Annotated in this window: 17 protein-coding genes; 4 read left to right on the forward strand and 13 right to left on the reverse strand. The window is 71.9% G+C overall.

All coding sequences use genetic code 11. The features are described from left to right. The first annotated feature begins 27 nt into the window (after positions 1-27). Positions 28-1,020: a sigma-70 family RNA polymerase sigma factor gene (locus ACFVDM_RS16880; RefSeq protein ID WP_383639585.1), complete on the forward strand. Its 993-nt coding sequence runs from the start codon at positions 28-30 to the stop codon at positions 1,018-1,020. Then, entirely contained in the window at positions 1,017-1,487 is a 471-nt protein-coding gene (locus ACFVDM_RS16885; RefSeq protein WP_383639588.1) for a hypothetical protein, read from the forward strand. The genes ACFVDM_RS16880 and ACFVDM_RS16885 overlap by 4 nt, the downstream gene beginning before the upstream one ends. 86 nt (positions 1,488-1,573) lie before the next feature. Here the strand turns inward: ACFVDM_RS16885 and ACFVDM_RS16890 are convergent, their stop codons facing one another. The 13 genes from ACFVDM_RS16890 to ACFVDM_RS16950 all read right to left on the reverse strand — a co-directional run bounded on the left by ACFVDM_RS16890 (position 1,574) and on the right by ACFVDM_RS16950 (position 15,863). Continuing rightward, a complete protein-coding gene (locus ACFVDM_RS16890) occupies positions 1,574-1,882 on the reverse strand; it encodes an STAS domain-containing protein (RefSeq protein ID WP_383639591.1) in 309 nt (102 codons plus the stop codon). 52 nt (positions 1,883-1,934) lie between these two features. After that, entirely contained in the window at positions 1,935-2,525 is a 591-nt protein-coding gene (locus ACFVDM_RS16895; protein WP_383639594.1) for a Uma2 family endonuclease, read from the reverse strand. 98 nt (positions 2,526-2,623) lie between these two features. Further along, the gene (locus ACFVDM_RS16900) at positions 2,624-3,901 is read right to left on the reverse strand and encodes a thymidine phosphorylase (protein ID WP_383639597.1); all 1,278 of its coding nucleotides are present in this window, start codon (positions 3,899-3,901) and stop codon (positions 2,624-2,626) included. 117 nt (positions 3,902-4,018) lie between these two features. After that, the gene (locus ACFVDM_RS16905; RefSeq protein ID WP_383639600.1) at positions 4,019-4,423 is read right to left on the reverse strand and encodes a cytidine deaminase; all 405 of its coding nucleotides are present in this window, start codon (positions 4,421-4,423) and stop codon (positions 4,019-4,021) included. Then, entirely contained in the window at positions 4,420-5,709 is a 1,290-nt protein-coding gene (locus ACFVDM_RS16910; RefSeq protein ID WP_383639603.1) for an ABC transporter permease, read from the reverse strand. Before ACFVDM_RS16910 ends, ACFVDM_RS16905 begins: the two co-directional genes overlap by 4 nt. Then, positions 5,706-6,821, reverse strand: coding sequence for an ABC transporter permease (locus tag ACFVDM_RS16915; RefSeq protein WP_383639606.1), 1,116 nt, complete (start codon positions 6,819-6,821; stop codon positions 5,706-5,708). Before ACFVDM_RS16915 ends, ACFVDM_RS16910 begins: the two co-directional genes overlap by 4 nt. Beyond that, positions 6,818-8,401: an ABC transporter ATP-binding protein gene (locus tag ACFVDM_RS16920; protein ID WP_383639610.1), complete on the reverse strand. Its 1,584-nt coding sequence runs from the start codon at positions 8,399-8,401 to the stop codon at positions 6,818-6,820. The genes ACFVDM_RS16915 and ACFVDM_RS16920 overlap by 4 nt, the downstream gene beginning before the upstream one ends. 270 nt (positions 8,402-8,671) lie before the next feature. After that, positions 8,672-9,712 carry a BMP family protein gene (locus tag ACFVDM_RS16925; protein ID WP_383639614.1) on the reverse strand — a complete coding sequence of 347 codons (1,041 nt, stop codon included), beginning with the start codon at positions 9,710-9,712 and terminating at the stop codon, positions 8,672-8,674. Positions 9,713-9,850: 138 nt separating this feature from the next. Next, positions 9,851-11,080, reverse strand: coding sequence for an amidohydrolase (locus ACFVDM_RS16930; RefSeq protein ID WP_383640132.1), 1,230 nt, complete (start codon positions 11,078-11,080; stop codon positions 9,851-9,853). A 175-nt stretch (positions 11,081-11,255) separates the two neighbouring features. Then, on the reverse strand, positions 11,256-12,308 hold the full coding sequence (locus ACFVDM_RS16935; protein ID WP_383639617.1) for a hypothetical protein: 1,053 nt from the start codon (positions 12,306-12,308) through the stop codon (positions 11,256-11,258). An 11-nt stretch (positions 12,309-12,319) separates the two neighbouring features. Further along, positions 12,320-13,246 carry an N-acetylneuraminate synthase family protein gene (locus tag ACFVDM_RS16940; protein WP_383639620.1) on the reverse strand — a complete coding sequence of 309 codons (927 nt, stop codon included), beginning with the start codon at positions 13,244-13,246 and terminating at the stop codon, positions 12,320-12,322. A gap of 11 nt (positions 13,247-13,257) precedes the next feature. Further along, positions 13,258-14,481: a cytidylyltransferase domain-containing protein gene (locus tag ACFVDM_RS16945; protein WP_383639623.1), complete on the reverse strand. Its 1,224-nt coding sequence runs from the start codon at positions 14,479-14,481 to the stop codon at positions 13,258-13,260. A gap of 32 nt (positions 14,482-14,513) precedes the next feature. Then, positions 14,514-15,863 carry a DUF6716 putative glycosyltransferase gene (locus ACFVDM_RS16950; RefSeq protein WP_383639626.1) on the reverse strand — a complete coding sequence of 450 codons (1,350 nt, stop codon included), beginning with the start codon at positions 15,861-15,863 and terminating at the stop codon, positions 14,514-14,516. A gap of 209 nt (positions 15,864-16,072) precedes the next feature. Between ACFVDM_RS16950 and ACFVDM_RS16955 the strand changes: the two genes are divergently transcribed. Next, on the forward strand, positions 16,073-17,050 hold the full coding sequence (locus ACFVDM_RS16955; RefSeq protein ID WP_383639629.1) for a glycosyltransferase family 2 protein: 978 nt from the start codon (positions 16,073-16,075) through the stop codon (positions 17,048-17,050). Then, on the forward strand, positions 17,050-18,438 hold the full coding sequence (locus ACFVDM_RS16960) for a polysialyltransferase family glycosyltransferase (protein ID WP_383639632.1): 1,389 nt from the start codon (positions 17,050-17,052) through the stop codon (positions 18,436-18,438). The genes ACFVDM_RS16955 and ACFVDM_RS16960 overlap by 1 nt, the downstream gene beginning before the upstream one ends. Positions 18,439-18,461: the final 23 nt, after the last annotated feature.

Genomic DNA, 18,461 nt, shown 5'->3' on the forward strand with positions numbered 1-18,461 from the left:
ACAGCGCAACAGGGGTGAAGCGACGCGATGAGTGATCTGACGGCGACGACGACGGACATCGACAGCCGTCTGGAGGGACACCGGGTCGAGCTGACCGGTTACTGCTACCGGATGCTCGGCTCGGCCTTCGAGGCGGAGGACGCGGTCCAGGACACCCTGGTCCGCGCCTGGCGCAGCTTCGACAAGTTCGAGGGGCGCTCCTCGCTGCGGTCGTGGCTGTACCGCATCGCGACCAACGTCTGCCTGGACATGCTGAACGCGGGCAACAAGCGGGCCAGGCCGGTCGACCTGTCCGGCCCGACCCCGCTCGCCCAGGCGGCGCTCAACCCGCTTCCGGAGAACACCTGGCTGGAGCCGATGCCGGACGGGCGGATCCTTCCCTCGGTCGAGGACCCGGCGGAGGCCGCCGTCGCGCGCGAGTCCGTGCGTCTGGCGTTCGTCGCCGCGCTCCAGCATCTGCCGCCGAAGCAGCGGGCGGTGCTGATCCTGCGCGAGGTGCTGGCCTGGAAGGCCGCCGAGGTCGCGGAGCTGCTCGACACCTCCGTCGCCTCCGTCAACAGCGCCCTCCAGCGGGCGCGGGCCACGCTGACCGACCGGGAGACGGTGACCGCCGACGCGGCGGACCCGCTGGACGAGGAGCAGGCGAAGCTCCTGGAGCGGTACGTGGCGGCGTTCGAGGGCTACGACATGAAGGCGCTGACCGCGCTCCTCCACGAGGACGCGATCATGACGATGCCGCCGTTCGACCTGTGGCTCCAGGGCCACGACGACATCACCGGCTTCATGACCTCGATCGGCGCGAGCTGCGCCGGTTCCCGTCTGATCGCGACGTACGCCAACGGCACCCCGGCCTTCGCCCACTACAAGCCGGACCCCGAGGGCGAGGGTTTCATCCCCTGGGCGGTCCAGGTCATCGATATCAAGGACGGCGCCATCACCGGGATGCACTGCTTCCTCGACACCCCGCGCTGGTTCCCCCTCTTCGGCTTCGCCGACCGCCTGGCGGCCGATGCCGCGTGAGGCGCGGCACGACCCGGGCCCTGGTCGCCGGCTGGGCCGTCCTCGCCGTCGCCGGCTGGGCCACGGCCCAGTGGCTCGGCGAAGTCACCGCGACCTCCGGCCCGGCCCCGGTCACCCCGCCCTCCTCGGCCGCCGAACCGGGCCCCCAGCCGGAGTACGACTGCGAGGAGCTGAGGGCGGCCGCGAAGCGGTCGCCGGGGGCGCAGGAGGTGCCGGGGGTCCCTGAGACCGCGAAACGGCCACCGGGGGCGGACGACGCCCCTCCGGCGACGCCTACTCCGTCGCGGTCCACGCCCCTGCGCGTGACGCCGGTCCCGCGCCCACCGAACCCGTGGGATTCGGCGTATCCCTCCGGCGCGGCGGCCTCTCCCTCGGAGAAGTACGTCCCGCCGGACGGGCAGCCGACGGCCCGGCTCGTGCAAGTGATCTGCGATACGGCGGAGTTCAGAACGGACGCCGAGGAGTAGGGGCGGGGACGAGGAGTGACGGCGGGGCGGAGGACGGGTCCGGCAGCCCGGCCCGGCCGGCCGACGGGTCTCGGGACGGTCCCCTCTCAGCCCCCGTCCTCCCCCACCAGCCCCACCACGTCCTCGATCCCCACCAGATCGAGCAGCAGACGCAGTGCGGGCGGGGCCCCGACCAGCCGCAACCGCCGCCCGCCCGCCCTGCGGGCGACCAGCGACAGCCGTGCGACCGCCTCCACCGAGGCCAGATCAGGGTGCTCGATGCCGCCCACGTCGCAGTCCACGACCGTTGCGTCAGTGGCGGCGAGTATCGCCTCAAGACGTGCGCAGAGGGCCGGCACCCCGGCCCGGGTGATGCGGCCCGTGACGACGAGTGCCGTCGGCGGCATGAGATCCATGCCAAGGAGACCGTCGCCGCGGGCGAAACTCATCGCGGCGGCGCCGTGCTTCTCAGCCGGCCGGGAAGATCCCGGTGTCGAGGTCCGTCCCGAACGGCTCGGGCAGCTTCAGCGTCCCTCCGTACTCGACGGAGTCCAGCACCCGGTACGTGCTCCCGGACGGCTCCCCGTACAACGTGGCGGTCGGCCGGCCCGACTGCCAGGGATCCAGCAGCAGGAACAACGGCACGCCCGCCTTCGCGTACCCGTGCGCCTTGCCGATCCGGTCGTGGTTGGCGTTCGCCCGTGAGGTGATCTCCACGACGACCCGGGCCTCCTCCGCCGGGACGCGATTGCCGGGGCCCGACGCGATGGCCCGTGGTACGACGACGAGGTCGGGGATGTAGATGCCCGCGCGGCCGGGGACGGAGACACCGAGGGTCTGATAGATCCCCCAGTCCTCCGGAATGACGGCGTAGAGCTTGCGTTGCAGCAGTTCCGCAGTGGTGTTGTGGTCCTTGGACGGCGGTGGCGACACAGTGACGATCCCCTCGATGATCTCCACCTTGCAGCCCTCGGGCGCGTCCGTCTCCTCCCAGATCCGGACGAGGTCGTCCCACTCCTGGCCTTGGCCCGGCGCCGGGTCGACGGTGAGTGCGCTCATGGCGATCTCCTCTTATCGGTGCGTCACCGAGTCCAGCATGCCGAACGGGACCGATGGCAGTCCACCGATCCCGTTCACCCGTACGAGGAACCCGCAGGTCAGGCGATACGTTCCCGCACCACCGACGCCGCCGTGAACTCCGTGCCCGCCGGGGCGATGTCGTACGCGTCGGGCAGGGCCTTCAGGGCGTAGTCGAACTTCTCCGGGGTGTCCGTGTGCAGCGTCAGCAGCGGCTGGCCGGCGGTGATCTCGTCGCCGGGCTTGGCGTGGAGTTCGATGCCGGCGCCGGCCTGGACCGGGTCCTCCTTGCGGGCGCGGCCGGCGCCGAGGCGCCAGGCGGCGACGCCGATGTCGTAGGCGTCGAGGCGGGTGAGGACGCCGGAGGACGACGCCCTGACGACGTGCTGCTCGCGGGCCACCGGGAGCGGGGCGTCGGGGTCGCCGCCCTGGGCGGAGATCATGCGGCGCCAGACGTCCATGGCGGAGCCGTCGGCGAGGGCCTTCTCGGGGTCGGCGTCCTTGAGGCCGGCCGCGTCGAGCATTTCGCGGGCGAGGGCGAGGGTGAGGTCGATGACGTCCTTGGGGCCGCCGCCGGCGAGGACCTCGACGGATTCGCGGACCTCCAGGGCGTTGCCCGCGGTGAGGCCGAGAGGGGTGGCCATGTCGGTGAGGAGGGCCACGGTGCGGACGCCGCTGTCGGTGCCGAGGGCGACCATGGTGGAGGCGAGCTCGCGGGCGTCGTCGAGGGTCTTCATGAAGGCTCCGGAGCCGACCTTGACGTCCAGGACGAGGGCTCCGGTGCCCTCGGCGATCTTCTTGGACATGATCGAGCTGGCGATGAGCGGGATCGCCTCGACGGTGCCGGTGACGTCGCGGAGCGCGTAGAGCTTCTTGTCGGCGGGGGCCAGGCCGTCGCCCGCCGCGCAGATGACCGCGCCGGTGGTGTCGAGGACGTCGAGCATCTCGGCGTTCGAGAGGTGGGCGCGCCAGCCGGGGATGGACTCCAGCTTGTCGAGCGTGCCGCCGGTGTGGCCGAGGCCGCGGCCGCTGAGCTGGGGGACGGCGGCGCCGCAGGCGGCGACCAGCGGGGCGAGCGGGAGGGTGATCTTGTCGCCGACGCCGCCGGTGGAGTGCTTGTCCGTGGTGGGGCGGGACAGGGTGTCGAAGTTCATCCGCTCGCCGGAGGCGATCATGGCGGCGGTCCAGCGGGCGATCTCCGTACGGTTCATGCCGTTCAGCAGGATCGCCATGGCCAGCGCGGACATCTGCTCGTCGGCGACCTCGCCGCGGGTGTACGCGTCGATGACCCAGTCGATCTGCTCGGGGGTCAGCTCGCCTCGGTCCCGCTTGGTGCGGATGACGGAGATGGCGTCCATGGTCTGGCGTCCTTCCGGCCGGTACGTGCGCATGCGTGGGGTCCTGGTGACTCTACGCGCATAGAGAGAGAAAGAGGCGCCGGGTGGGCCCGGAATCGGGGCCCACCCGGCGCGTGGTCAGCCGAGGTGCGCCGGGCCGAAGGCCTGCGGCAGCATCTCGTCGAGGGTGCGGAAGCCGTCCGGGGTCTCCAGGACCAGCTCCGGGCCGCCGAACTCGTACAGCAGCTGACGGCACCGGCCGCACGGGACCAGGATCGCGCCCGTCCCGTCCACGCAGGTGAAGTGGGTCAGCCGGCCGCCGCCGGTGGCGTGCAGCGTGGAGACCAGCCCGCATTCGGCGCAGAGCCCGATGCCGTACGAGGCGTTCTCGACGTTGCAGCCGGTGATCGTGCGGCCGTCGTCCACCCGGGCGGCGACGCCGACCGGGTAGCCGGAGTAGGGCGCGTACGCCCGGGACATGGCGTCCCGGGCCGCGGCGCGCAGGGCGTCCCAGTCGGCCCCGTCGCGGGCCGGGGGCGTCACTTGCCCTGGCCCTTGCGGTAGCGCATGCCGTCCGCCTTCGGCATCCGCAGCCGCTGCGCGGAGAGCGAGAGGACGAGCAGCGTGACGATGTACGGGGTCGCGCTGACGAACTCGGTGGGCACGGTGTCCGTGGCGAGGTACCAGACCAGGACCGCGGCGGCGATCACCGCGCTGACGCCGCCCTGGACGAAGCTCTTGCGGTAGAGCTTCCAGACGGCGAGGCCGGCCAGCACCACGAACAGGAGCAGCAGCAGCGCGTGGACGGACTCGCCGCCGTTGCGCAGCTGGAGCGCGTCGGCGAAGCCGAACAGGCCCGCGCCCATGGCGAGTCCGCCGGGCCGCCAGTTGCCGAAGATCATCGCGGCGAGACCGATGTAGCCGCGGCCCCCGGTCTGGCCCTCGTTGTAGATGTGCGAGGTGACCAGGGAGAGGAAGGCCCCGCCGAGTCCGGCCATGGCGCCGGAGACGACGACCGCGGCGTACTTGTACGCGTAGACGTTCACGCCGAGGGACTCGGCGGCCACCGGGTTCTCGCCGCAGGAGCGCAGCCGCAGACCGAAGGCGGTCTTCCACAGGACGAAGAAGGTGACGACGAACAGGACGACGGCCAGGATCGTCAGCAGCGAGACGTTGGTGACCAGGCCGCCGATGACGCCGGCCAGGTCGGAGACGAAGAACCAGTGGTGCTTCTCGATGCTGTGCAGCCAGTCGGAGAGGCCGGGGATCGTCACAGAGGTGATGTCGTCGGCCGGCGGGGACTGCTTCGGGGAGCCGCCCTTGGCCGCCGCCTCGCCGGCGTTGAACCAGAGCTTGGCGAAGTAGGTGGTGAAGCCGAGCGCCAGGATGTTGATGGCGATGCCGGAGATGATGTGGTCGACGCCGAAGGTGACGGTCGCGACCGCGTGCAGCAGTCCGCCGAGCGCACCGCCGATGACGCCGGCGAGGACGCCGAGCCACGGGTTGGTCTGCCAGCCGGCCCAGGCGCCGAAGAAGGTGCCCAGGATCATCATGCCTTCGAGGCCGATGTTGACCACACCGGCGCGCTCCGACCAGAGGCCGCCGAGACCGGCGAGGCCGATCGGCACGGCCATGGCGAGCGCGGCGCTGATCTGGCCGGCCGAGGTGACGTCCTCGGCGCCGGTGATGGCGCGCACCGCGGACAGCGCGAGCAGCACGCCCGCGATGACCAGCAGCAGGACGGGGAAGGAGAGGCGGGTGCGGCCGCCCTTGCCGCCGGAGACCTTGGGGGCCGCGGGGGGCGGGGTGGAAGTCGCCGTGACGGTCACGCCGACACCTCCTGCTGGTCGGAGTTACGGGCGGCCTGTGCGGCGAGTTCCGCGCCGACCTTGCTCTGCTGGCGCTTGAGTCCGTAGCGGCGGACGACTTCGTAGGCGATGACGACGCAGAGGACGATGACGCCCTGGATGACGCCGACGATCTCCTTGTCGTAGCCCTCGAACTCCAGCTTTCCGGTGCCGCGTTCCAGGAAGCCCCACAGGAGCGCGCCGAGCGCGATGCCGATGGGGTGGTTGCGGCCGAGGAGGGCGATGGCGATGCCGGTGAAGCCGATGCCGACGGGGAAGTCGCCGCTGTACTCGTAGCTGTCGTTCAGCAGGGTCGGCATGCCGATCAGGCCGGCCACGGCGCCGGAGATGAGCATCGAGGTGACGACCATCTTCTTGACGTTGACGCCGCTGGCCTCGGCGGCGGAGCCGGACTGGCCGACGGTGCGCAGATCGAAGCCGAAGCGGGTGCGCGAGAGCGTGAACCAGTACGCGACGCCGGCGACGACCGCGACCACGATGAAGCCCCAGATGGGCGACGGGGTGGTCGGGAACTCGAAGAAGTGCGAGGACTCCGGGAGCGGCTTGGTGGAGATCTTGGTGCCGGCCTCGTCGAGGTGGCCGAGCCGGTTCTGCTGGAGCAGATAGCCGATGACGGCGGTGGCGATGGCGTTCAGCATGATCGTCGAGACGACCTCGCTGACGCCCCGGGTGACCTTGAGGACACCGGCGATACCGGCCCACATGGCGCCGACGATCATCGCGGTGAGGATGATCAGCGGGATCGAGAGCGCGCCGGGCAGGGTGAGGGCGCCGCCGAGCGCCGCGGCGAAGAAGGCGGCCAGGCGGTACTGGCCGTCGACGCCGATGTTGAAGAGGTTCATCCGGAAGCCGACGGCCACCGCGAGGCCCGCGAGGTAGTACGTGGTCGCCTTGTTCAGGATGTAGACCTGGCTGTCCGACTTCACGCCGTAGTCGAACATGATGCCGAAGGCGCTGAAGGGCTCCTTGCCGGTGGCGGCGAGCACGAGTGCCGTCACCAGGAAGGCGACCACGATCGCGAGTACGGGGGCCGCGATCCCCAGGAGCAGGCGCTCCTTGTCGATCTTCTTCATCGGTCCTCTCCCCCGTCCCGGGGGTCGGTGTCGTCGTCCGTGGCGGCGGGGGCCCCGCCCTCCTCCGGCGCTTCGAGGTGGCCGCTGGCCGCGCCCGTCATCGCCGAGCCGAGTTCCTCGGGGGTGATGGCGGCCGGGTCGGCGTCCGCGACCAGCCGGCCGCGGTACATGACGCGCAGGGTGTCGGAGAGCCCGATCAGCTCGTCCAGGTCGGCGGAGATCAGCAGCACCGCCAGTCCCTCGCGGCGCGCCTCGCGGATCTGGTCCCAGATCTGGGCCTGGGCGCCGACGTCCACGCCCCGGGTGGGGTGGGCGGCGATCAGGAGCTTGGGGGCGTGGCTCATCTCGCGGCCGACGATCAGCTTCTGCTGGTTCCCGCCGGAGAGGGAGGCCGCGGTGACCTCGATGCCGGGGGTGCGCACGTCGTACTCGCGGACGATGCGCTCGGTGTCGGCGCGGGCGGCCTTGAGGTCGAGGAAGGCGCCCTTGCTGTTGGGGCGTTCGGTGACATGGCCGAGAATGCGGTTCTCCCAGAGCGGGGCCTCCAGCAGCAGTCCGTGCCGGTGGCGGTCCTCGGGGATGACGGCCATGCCGTCCTCGCGGCGCTTGCGCGTGGGGATGCGGGAGATGTCCGTGCCGTCCAGGGTGAGGGTGCCCGCGTCCAGGGTCCGCATGCCCATGATGGCGTCGACGAGTTCGGACTGGCCGTTGCCCTCGACGCCCGCGATGCCGAGGACCTCGCCCTTGTGGATGGTGAAGGTGATGCCGTCGAGGACGGCCCGGACCACGCCGTCGGGGTCGGTCGCGGTGAGCCGCAGGCCGTCGACGGTGAGCATCGGGGTGTCGGTGACGGTCGACTCGCGGGTCTCCGGCGAGGGCAGTTCGCTGCCGACCATCAGCTCGGCGAGCTGCTTGGTCGTGGTGTGCTCCGGGTCGGCGGTGCCCACGGTGGTGCCGCGGCGGATGACGGTGATCTCGTCGGCCACCGACAGCACCTCGCCCAGCTTGTGCGAGATGAAGATGACGGTCAGGCCCTCGGCCTTGAGCTCGCGCAGGTTGTCGAAGAGCGCGTCGACCTCCTGCGGGACGAGGACGGCGGTCGGCTCGTCGAGGATCAGGGTGCGGGCGCCCCGGTAGAGGACCTTGAGGATCTCCACGCGCTGGCGGTCGGCGACCCCGAGGTCCTCGACCATGGCGTCCGGGCGGACGCCGAGGCCGTACGCGTCGGAGATCTCCTTGATCTTCGCGCGGGCCCGGTCGCCGATGCCGTACAGCTTCTCCGAGCCGAGGACGACGTTCTCCAGGACGGTGAGGTAGTCCGCGAGCATGAAGTGCTGGTGGACCATGCCGATGCCGCGGTCGATGGCGTCGCCGGGGTTGGAGAACACGGCCTGTTCGCCGTCCACCGCGATGGTGCCCTCGTCCGGCTTCTGCATGCCGTACAGGATCTTCATCAGTGTCGACTTGCCGGCACCGTTCTCGCCGACGAGGGCGTGGACGGTGCCGCGGCGCACGGTGATGTCGATGTCGTGGTTGGCCACGACCCCGGGGAACCGCTTGGTGATGCCGCGGAGCTCCACGGCATGAGGACTGGTGGACGCGTTGATGGCGCACTCTCCTTGGCAGGAGCGGAGGGCGGAGGCGGTGGGACGGAGACGGGGAGGCGTGAGCGGGGGGCGGAAAAAGGTACCGCGCCCGAGCCGCAGCTACGCGCGTAGCGCCACCGAATCGTTGGCCAGCTGATCACAGATGGCGGACCGGGGCCGGGGCACCCCCTGCACGGGGGTACGCGATCGGGGCCCGGAAGGGCGGCCGAAGCCACTCGTCCGGGCCCCGATCGACGGGACGGATCAGGTCGTGGTCTTGACCGTGATGGTGCCGTCGACGATCTTCTTCTTCGCCTCGTCCAGCTGGGTCTGGATGTCGCTCAGGTGGTCACCCGTGGTGGTCAGGCTGACGCCGCCCTTGGCCAGGGAGTACGTCTGGGTGCCGGTGAGCGGCTTGCCGTCCTTGACGGACTTGACCAGGTCGAAGACGCCGGTGTCGACGTTCTTGACGACCGAGGTCAGGATCGTGTCCTTGTACTTCGCCAGGGCCGGGTCCAGGGCCTGGTCGGAGTCGACGCCGATCGACCAGGCGCCCTTCTGGCCGGCGACGGCCTCGATCGAACCGGCACCCGAACCGCCCGCGGCGGCGAAGATGACGTCGACGCCCTTGTCGAGCATGCCCTTGGCGGCGGCCTTGCCCTTGTCGGGGCTGCCGAAGCCGGACAGGTCCGAACCGGTGGACAGGTACTGGATCTGCACCGTGGCCGAGGGCTTGGTGTCCTTGACGCCCTGCTGGAAGCCGGCGGCGAACTTCTTGATCAGCGGAAGGTCCACACCGCCGATGAAGCCGACCTTGCCGTCCTTGGACTTGAGGGCGGCCGCGACACCGGCGAGGTACGAGCCCTGCTCCTCGGTGAAGACGATCGAGTCGACGTTCTTCGCGGCGGCGACGGAGTCGACCAGGCCGAAGCTGACCTTCGGGTAGTTCGGGGCGATCTTGTCGACCGCGTCCTTGTACGCGAAGCCGACGGCGATGACCGGGTTGTAGCCGCCCTCGGCCAGCGACTGCAGACGCTGCTCACGGTCGGCGGGGGTCTCACCGTTCTTGGCGGTGAGCTCCTTCGTCTGGGCGTCGAACTCCTTCTTGGCCTTGTCGAGGCCACGGGCGGCGGAGTCGTTGAACGAGTTGTCGCCACGGCCGCCGACGTCGTAGGCCATGCCGATCTTCATCTGGCCGTCGTCGGAGCTGCTGCTCTCGTCGGACGAGCTGCCGCACGCGGAGGCGGTGAGCGCCAGCGCCGCGGTGACGGCACAAGCAGCGGTGATCTTGGATACCCGGCGCAAGGGAAGGCTCCTTCAAACCTGACCGAAGCGCCTCTTCCGGCGCTGGTTTCGCCGCGATCGTAACGCGCGTAGATGTCAGATAAGGACCTGTACGGAAGCCGTTATCGGATCGTCGCGAACCGGGGGTGGCCTGTCCGGTTACGTATGGTTGCCGTACAGCAACGCGGAGGCGGTGAAGAGTTCCACCCCCACGGTGATCGCCTCCTCGTCGGCGTCGAAATTGCCCCGGTGCAGGTCGAGCCCGCGCGTGTCGCCCGGGGTGCGGACGCCGAGCCGCGCCATCGCGCCGGGCACCTGCTCCAGATACCAGGAGAAGTCCTCCCCGCCGAGGCTCTGCTCGGTGTCCTCGATCGCATACGATCCGCGGCGGGCGGTCATCGCCGTGGCCAGCAGATCGATGGACTCCGGATCGTTGACCACCGGCGGGACGCCCCGGATGTAGTCGATCACCGTCTTGGCCCGGTACATTCCGGCCACCTCGTCGATGGCCGCGTGCACCAGGTCGGGGGCCTGGCGCCAGGTGGCCAGGTCGAGGCAGCGCACCGTCCCGGACAGCTCGGCGTGCTGCGGGATGGCGTTGCAGACGTGCCCGGTCTCCAGCCGCCCCCAGGCCACCGCGAGCCCGGCGCGGGCGTCGACGCGGCGGGTCAGCAGCGCGGGGACCTCGGTGGCCACCTTGGCGGCGGCGGTGACCAGGTCCGTGGTCAGATGCGGACGGGCGGTGTGGCCGCCGGGCCCGTCCAGCGAGACCTCCAGCCGGTCGCAGGCGGAGGTGATGGCCCCGGCCCGCAGCCCGATCCGCCCCACGTCGACCTTGGGGTCGCAGTGCACCCCGATGATCCGCCCGACGCCTTCCAGGACCCCCGCCTCGATCGCCTCCGGCGCCCCGCCCGGCAGCACCTCCTCGGCCGGCTGGAAGATCAGCCGCACCGGGTGCGGCAGCAGCCCCTCCCGGTCCAGCGCGGCCAGCACCAGGCCCGCGCCCAGCACCGCCGTGGTGTGCACGTCGTGCCCGCAGGCGTGCGCCCGGTCGGGCACGGTCGAGCGGTACGGAACGCCCGCCTTGGTGTCCGGGATCGGCAGCGCGTCGATGTCCGCCCGCAGCGCCAGCATCGGCCCCGTGTCCGGGCCCCGCGTCCCGACGTCGCAGATCAGCCCCGTCCCCGTGGCCAGCACCCGCGGCGCCAGCCCGGCCAGCTCCAGCCGGGCCTTGAGGGCCGCGGTGGTGCGGAACTCCTGGTTGCCCAGCTCCGGATGCATGTGCAGATCACGGCGGAAGGCGATCAGCTCGGCACGGAGCGGGTCGGACAGGGTGCCGGGCAGCACTCCGTCCACGGGCAGGTCGGTTTCGGACGCGCGGGACTTCAACTGGTTCACCCGTTGAAGGGTAGGCCCACTGCCCCGTCAACTGACCACAGATCAACAAAAGTTCAGCCGCATAGAGGAACAAAAGGTGGCGTGGGAGCGTGTGGTGGGGGGTGGAGGTGGGTAAACTCCTCGACTTTTCGCCCCCGGGGGCGGAGCGGAGGTGCCCCGCCCCTCCTCACGCCTCGCCCGTCACCGCCATGGCTCCGCCGAGGCGGTGGGCGCCGCGGGCGGTCTCGGTGACGCCGGCGAGGAAGCCCTGGGCGCGGGGAGAGGCGGTCTCCCGGAGCCACTCGGGGGCGATGTCGCAGACGGCGACCTTGACCTCGGTGCCGGCCAGGGCGAGGGGGAGGGTGTGGACGACGGTGGAGGGGAAGCTCAGGACCGTACGGCCGATGGGGCCGCGGCGGGCGATGAGTTCGAGGGGGAGGTCGGGGCGGACGATCTCCAGTCCGGTGGCGGCCTCCAGGGCGTGGAGCTTCTCGGTGGACTCGCGGCGGTGGGCGAAGTAGCGGGTGGCTCCGTGGGTGCGGGCCAGGGCGCCGACGGCGTCCAGGTACGGGGCGCGGTCGACGACGCCCGTCTCGACCAGGGAGGTGCCGACCAGGTCGGCGCCCTTGGTGAGCGAGGGCGGGCCGAAGCGGGAGCGGGTCCAGGAGAAGGTGTTGGGGATCAGGGTGATGCCGGGCGGCGGGACCACCGGCATCGCGGTGAAGAGTTCGACCTCGCGGGCCGCGGACGGGGTGAAGCGGCGGCGCGCGGTGGCGGTGACCGGGGCCAGGGCCAGATCGCGCGGGCCGGTGCCGCCGCGCCGGTGCCAGCGGGTGAGGCGTTCGCCGCGGGTCAGCTGGGCGACGAACTCCAGGGTGGCGGTGCCGTCGTCCACCACGGTCAGGCGGCGCGGCCGGACCAGGGTGAGCAGCAGTTGCACGTACCGCGAGAAGGGGTCGCCGATGACGATGTGGTCGGCGTTCCGGACCAGGCGGGACAGGGCGCGCAGCGACTTCAGGGGGGTTCCCGAGTCGCCGCGCGCCTCCTGCCAGCGCACGGTCATGCCCTCGTCGCGGGCCAGCTCCGCCATCCGGCGCAGCTGACCGCGCGACATCGGGTCGACCGGAGGGAGGACGACGACGGTGACGTCCGCGAGGACGCGGGCGCCGCCTCCCTCTGTGACGGCCCACTCCAGGACGTTCAGGAGCTGGACCGGGCTCTCGACGAAGGCGAGGTTCACCGGTCGGCCCGTCAGACCGCGACCGGCTCGGCGGCCCGGGCCGCCTCGGCGACGACACCCGGGACCCGGCGGAGCTTCTTCATCGGGCCGAGCTCGGACTCGTACACCTTCTTGACGCCGTCGCCGAGCGAGGCCTCGATGGTGCGGATGTCGCGGACCAGGCGGGTCAGGCCCTGGGGCTCGACGGAGGCGGCCTGGTCGGAGCCCCACATGGCGCGGTCGAGGGTGATGTGGCGCTCGACGAAGGCGGCGCCGAGCGCGACGGCGGCGAGGGTGGTCTGCAGGCCCGTCTCGTGGCCGCTGTAGCCGATCGGGACGTTGGGGTACTCCTGCTGGAGGGTGTTGATGACCCGGAGGTTCAGCTCCTCGGCCTTGGCCGGGTACGTCGACGTGGCGTGGCAGAGCAGGATGTTGTCCGAGCCGAGGACCTCGACGGCGTGGCGGATCTGGCGCGGGGTCGACATGCCGGTGGAGAGGATCACCGTGCGGCCGGTGGCGCGCAGGGCGCGCAGCAGCTCGTCGTCGGTGAGGGAGGCGGAGGCCACCTTGTGGGCGGGGACGTCGAACTTCTCCAGGAAGGCGACGGCCTCGGTGTCCCACGGGGAGGCGAACCAGTCGATGCCGCGCTTGGCGCAGTGCTCGGAGATGGCGCGGTACTCGTCCTCGCCGAATTCGACGCGGTGGCGGTAGTCGATGTACGTCATGCGGCCCCAGGGGGTGTCGCGCTCGATGTCCCACTGGTCGCGCGGGGTGCAGATCTCCGGGGTGCGCTTCTGGAACTTGACGGCGTCGCAGCCGGCCTCGGCGGCCACGTCGATCAGCGCGAGGGCGTTGTCGAGGTCGCCGTTGTGGTTGATGCCGATCTCGCCGGTGATGTACACGGGGTGGCCGGGGCCGGCGGTGCGGGTGCCGAAGGTGCGCAGGCGGGAGGTGCTCATGGTGCGTGTCCTTACTCGGGGAGGGGGGTGTCGGTGAGGGTGGGGCCCAGGAGCCAGGCCGCGATCTCGCGGACGGCGCCGAAGCCGCCGGGGGTGGTCGTCACGGCACGCGCCGCGGCGCGTACCGAGTCGTGCGCGCTCGCCACGGCCACGGGCCAGCCGGCGAGTGCGAAGCAGGGGAGGTCGTTGACGTCGTTGCCGACGTACATGACGCGTTCGGGGGCGAGGGACTGCTCCTCGCACCACTGCTTGAGCGCGAGGTCCTTGCGGTCGATGCCGTGCAGGACGGGGATGCGGAGCTTGCGGGCGCGGGCGGCGACGACCGGGTTCTGTTCCGTGGAGAGGATCAGCAGCGGTACGCCGGCCCGGCGCAGGGCGGCGATGCCCAGTCCGTCGCCCCGGTGCACGGCGACGGTCTCGTGGCCGTCGGCGTCGATGAACACGCGGTCGTCGGTCTGGGTGCCGTCGAAGTCGAGGACGACGGCGTCGATGTCCGCGCGGGTGGGCAGCGGGGCCGGGTCCAGGAGCGGGGCGAGCGCGCGGGCGCGGGCCAGGTCGTGCGGGTCGTCGATCTCCAGGACCCGGGCGGGGTCGGTGCGCACCAGCGCGGTGTGGCCGAAGAAGCGGTGGCGGTGGGTGCGGAAGCCTGCCGCGTCCATGGCGTAGGCGGCGCCGGTCTCCAGCAGGTCCTCGGGGCGGTCCTGGCGGCGGGGGCGGACGGCCTTGTCGTGGTTGACGCCGTAGTTGTGGTCCTCGACCGCGGTGCCGTCGCGCCAGAGGAAGCCGTGGAACGGGGCGACGGTGACGGCCGTGTCGGCGCCCTCGCGGGCGACGGCGGAGGCGACGCCGTCGATGTCGTCGCGGCTGACGAAGGGGCTGGTGCACTGGACGAGGAGGACCACGTCCGCGGTCGTGCCGTGCTCGGCCTCGTAGGTGTCCAGGGCGTGCAGGACCGCGGCCTCGCTGGTCGCGGTGTCGCCGGCGATGGCCTCGGGGCGCCGGACGAGGTGGACGCGTCCGCTCTCGCCGAGGGCGTCGGCGGCGGCCCGTACGGTCTCGGCGACGGCGGGCGCGTCGGTGGTGACGACGACGTCCGTGACCTCGCTGGAGGCGAGGCAGGCGCGGACGGCGCGGACGACCAGCGGCACACCGCCGACCTGGGCGAGGTTCTTGGCCGGGACGCCCTTGGATCCGCCGCGGGCGGGGATCACGGCGAGCACGGTGGGCTGCGGCATCGCTGCTCCAGAAGGTGACGTGGTGGTGGTGTTCACAGCTCGCCCATCCGCCGGATGACCGGGGCGACGCGCTGGACGCCGTGGCGGTACGCGCCCCGGGCGGCCTCGCGGACGGCGTCGCGGACCGCTCCCCTGACCCGGCCGGTGTCCCCCCGCGCGGCGGCGCCCGGCAGCGGCCGGCCGTCGGGGCCCAGGTGGTGGCGGGCGAGGATGCCCGGGAGGTAGCCGGGGGCGGTGGCGGGCGTGTAGTAGGGCGCGAGCGCGGGCAGCCGGTCCCGTTCCAGGAGGGCGGTGACCCGGGCGCGGGCGGTGTCGTAGGCGGTGGCGTAGGAGCCGTCGGCCGCGACGCCCTGGCCGGCCAGCCACTCCGCGTCGGGCTCCGGGTGGGCGCCGCCGTCGAGCTGGTCCCACGAGGCGAGCAGCCCGGAGCCGGTGAAGTGGTGGTTGCCGAGCACCTCGCGCACCCCGAGGTCGGTGAGGACGGCGGTGGGGATGCCCCGGTGCAGGGCTTCCAGGGCGGCGGTGGAGGAGACGGTGACCAGGAGGTCGGTGCGGTCCAGGACCTCGCCCATGTGCCCGTAGACCAGGCGGAGGTTGGGCGGGAGGCCGCCGGGGATCCGTTCGGCCAGCTTCTGGTAGGGCAGTTCCTCGATGTGCGTGGTGTGCTCGCCGGGCTTGGAGCGGAGTTTGAGCAGGACCTCGCGGCCGGGGTGCAGCCGGGCGTGCTCGACGAGCCGGCGCAGCAGGTAGGCGCGGTCCTCGCGGGTGGCGGGGACGGACGGCTGGGCGGCGAACACCACGGTGTCGCGGCCCGGTTCGGGCCGGTGGGGGGCGCCGCCGAGGAAGGGCAGCGCGGCCTCGGTGACGGCGGAGGCGTCGGCGCCCACTCCCTCGTACACCGCGCGGAAGCGGTCGGCGTCGTGGCGGGAGTTGGCGAGGACGACGTCGGCGCCGTGGCGCAGCAGCAGTCCGTCGGCGAGCTTCTCGTAGACGACCCCGACGTAGCCGGTGACGACGACGGGCCGGGCGGGCAGGTCCAGCGCGGCCAGTCCGTGCAGCACCGCCTGGACAGCGCCGCCGACCAGGGCGAGGACCACCAGGTCGTAGCCCTCGTCGCGGACCGTGTGCAGGAACTCGACGGCGGTGACCTCGCGGACCCGGCCGGCGTCGATGCCGACGTCCCCGACCTCGGCGAGCTGGCGCGGCGTGGGGGTCGCCCGGCCGCGCAGCAGCAGTCCGCTGATCTCCGTGCGGGGCGCGGGGGCGCCGCCGTCGCCCGTGGTCAGCCGGCGCGCGGTGAGCGCGCCCCACTTCCAGCGGGTGTCGGAGTCGGCGAGTACGGCTACCCGGAGGGCGGTCGTCTTTTCGGTACGGGAGGGCACGTCCCAGAACTTAGGAAGTCATTCGGATTCGCAGCCCAACGCGACAGCAACAACGGGTTAACAGACCACCGACGCTTGGCCAACCGCCCCGGCGCGTCCCCTTTTCCCATGAACGGGCCGGTCCGGTTCATCAGGTCGACATTCTTCGTTCACCTGTTGTCCCTGTCAGGGCCAGGGCAAATGACGGACCCCGGCCTAGCGTGTGGCGCGTGGTCAAGCTCTCCGTCATCGTGCCGTTCTACAACGTACGGGCCTATGCCCCCGACACCCTGAGAAGTCTGCGGGCCAATGCCCGTGACGATTTCGAGTTCGTCCTCGTCGACGACTGCTCGACGGACGGGACGCTGGACATCCTCCGGCGTGCCGAACGCGAGATCCCGGGTGCCGTCCTCGTCACGCACGAGAAGAACGGGGGCCTGGCCACCGCGCGCAATACCGGGATCGACGCGGCGCGCGGCGAGTACCTCACCTTCCTCGACGGCGACGACTGGGTCGTGCCCGGACACTACGAGCGGCTGCTGGCCGCGATCACCGCCCTGGGCTGCGATTTCGTCCGTACGGACCATGTGCAGTTCACGGACCGGGTGCGCACCGTCCACCGCGTTCCGCACGGGCTGCGCGACACGGTGCTGCGCCCGCGCGACGTGATCCTGCCGTCGGACCGGTCGACGCCGGTGGACTACGCGTACGCGTGGGCCGGGGCGTACCACCGCAGGCTCGCGGACTCCGGGCTGCTCCGGTTCCGGGACGGACTGCGGACGGCGGAGGACCGGCCGTGGATCTGGCGGCTGCACCGAGAGGCGAATTCCTTCGCAGCGGTCGGACTGCCGGGCGTTTTCTACCGGCGCGGCGTCGCGTCCTCGCTCACACAGATCGGCGATGTGCGCCAGCTCGACTTCATCCGGGCCTTCGACCAGGTGCTTGAGGAAACCGCGCGGGATCCCGAGGCGGAGGCGCTGATGCCGAAAGCGGTGCGCACGTATTGCGCGGTCATGGCGCACCATCTGGAATCCATCGAAAGGTTCGAACCGGCAGTGGCACGGAAATTGCGTTCCATGAGCGCGGCCTCTCTGCGGCGCATGCCGCAGGATGTTCTCGCCGACACCCTGGACGCGCTCGGGGACCGCCGCGCGGCCCAGTTGCGCCGGGTCCGCCGCCGTTCCGTCTCCCGGGAGGTCGCGGCCTGATGTCCGGTACGCACACGGCACCGGCCGGCCGGTCCACCACCCAGATCTTCTCCGCGTGCACGCAGTACGCGGCCGCCACGCTCGTCGCCGCGCTGCGCGCGGGCCGGTTCGGCCCGCGCTCCGCGCACCGGCGCATCCTCGTCGTCAGCGACACCTCCCCCTCCCCGGAGCTGGGCACGCCGCTGCACGAGCGCCCCGGATTCGAGGTCCTGGCGGGCGAGTTCGACACGGTGCGGTCCTGGAACGACTTCATCCGCCCCTTCCATCCGGCCGGCTGGTCCCCCCGGGAGCAGGACGCTTCCCTCTGGGAGCGGGCCGTCCGCCAGGAGTGGGAGCTGGGCGACGAACCGGTGGAGCTGGCCTGCGAGTCCATCCAGGCCAACCCCGCCCAGGCCCTCGCGACCGTCTTCGGCGACAGCCCGGTCCACATCTACGCCGACGGGCTGATGAGCTACGGACCGACCCGCAGCAAGCTCGACCAGCTGCTCGGCACCCGCATCCGCCGTCTGCTCCACCTCGACCTGGTTCCGGGCCTGCGCCCGCTGCTCCTCACGGAGTTCGGCGTGGAGGCGGAGGTCGTGCCGACGGACGTGTTCCTGAAGGTGCTGGGCGAACTGGCGGCCGTGGCCCCCGACTTCGGCATCCCCGGACCCGGCCCCGCACCCGCCCTGCTCCTCGGCCAGTACCTCTCCACCCTGGGCATCCTCACCGCCCAGGAGGAGGAGGACCTGCACGCCCGGATGCTGCGCGGGGCGGTCGCCCTCGGCCACACCCGGATCGTGTTCAAGCCGCACCCCAGCGCCCCGGCCCAGTGGGCCCGGTCCCTGGAGGCGGAGGCGGAACGGCTCGGCGCCGAACTGACCGTCCTGGACACCCCGGTCCTCGCCGAGACCCTGTTCGAGACGGCGCGCCCCGCCCTGGTCGTCGGCTGCTTCTCCACCGCCCTGCTGACGGCCGCCTCCTTCTACGGCCTGCCCGTCGCCCGCGTCGGCACCGCCCCCCTCCTGGAACGCCTCAGCCCGTACCAGAACAGCAACCGCGTCCCCCTGACCATCGTCGACGCCCTCCTCCCCGACCTGGAGGACCCGGCCGCCGTCACCGCCTGGTCCCTCCCCTCCCCCGAGCAGATCGCGGGCGAACCGACCGGCCTCCTCGCCGCCGTCGGCTACGCCATGCAGCCCCAGATCCAGGCCGCCCTCCGCCCCGACGCCGAGCGCTACCTCAGCGGGCACCGCGACCACCTCTGGCGGTACTTCAAGCGACGCCGGCTGACCGCACTGGGCCTGCCGGGGGCGGTCCCCGCCCAGCTCGCCTTCATCCCACGCAACGCGACGGTCCGCCGCCTGGCCCGCAGAGCGCGGACGCTGAAGCGGGCGGCGGCGGGGTGAGGGGGCGGGGCCGAGGCCACGGA

This window comes from Streptomyces sp. NPDC057682, assembly GCF_042799575.1.
Lineage (GTDB): Bacteria > Actinomycetota > Actinomycetes > Streptomycetales > Streptomycetaceae > Streptomyces.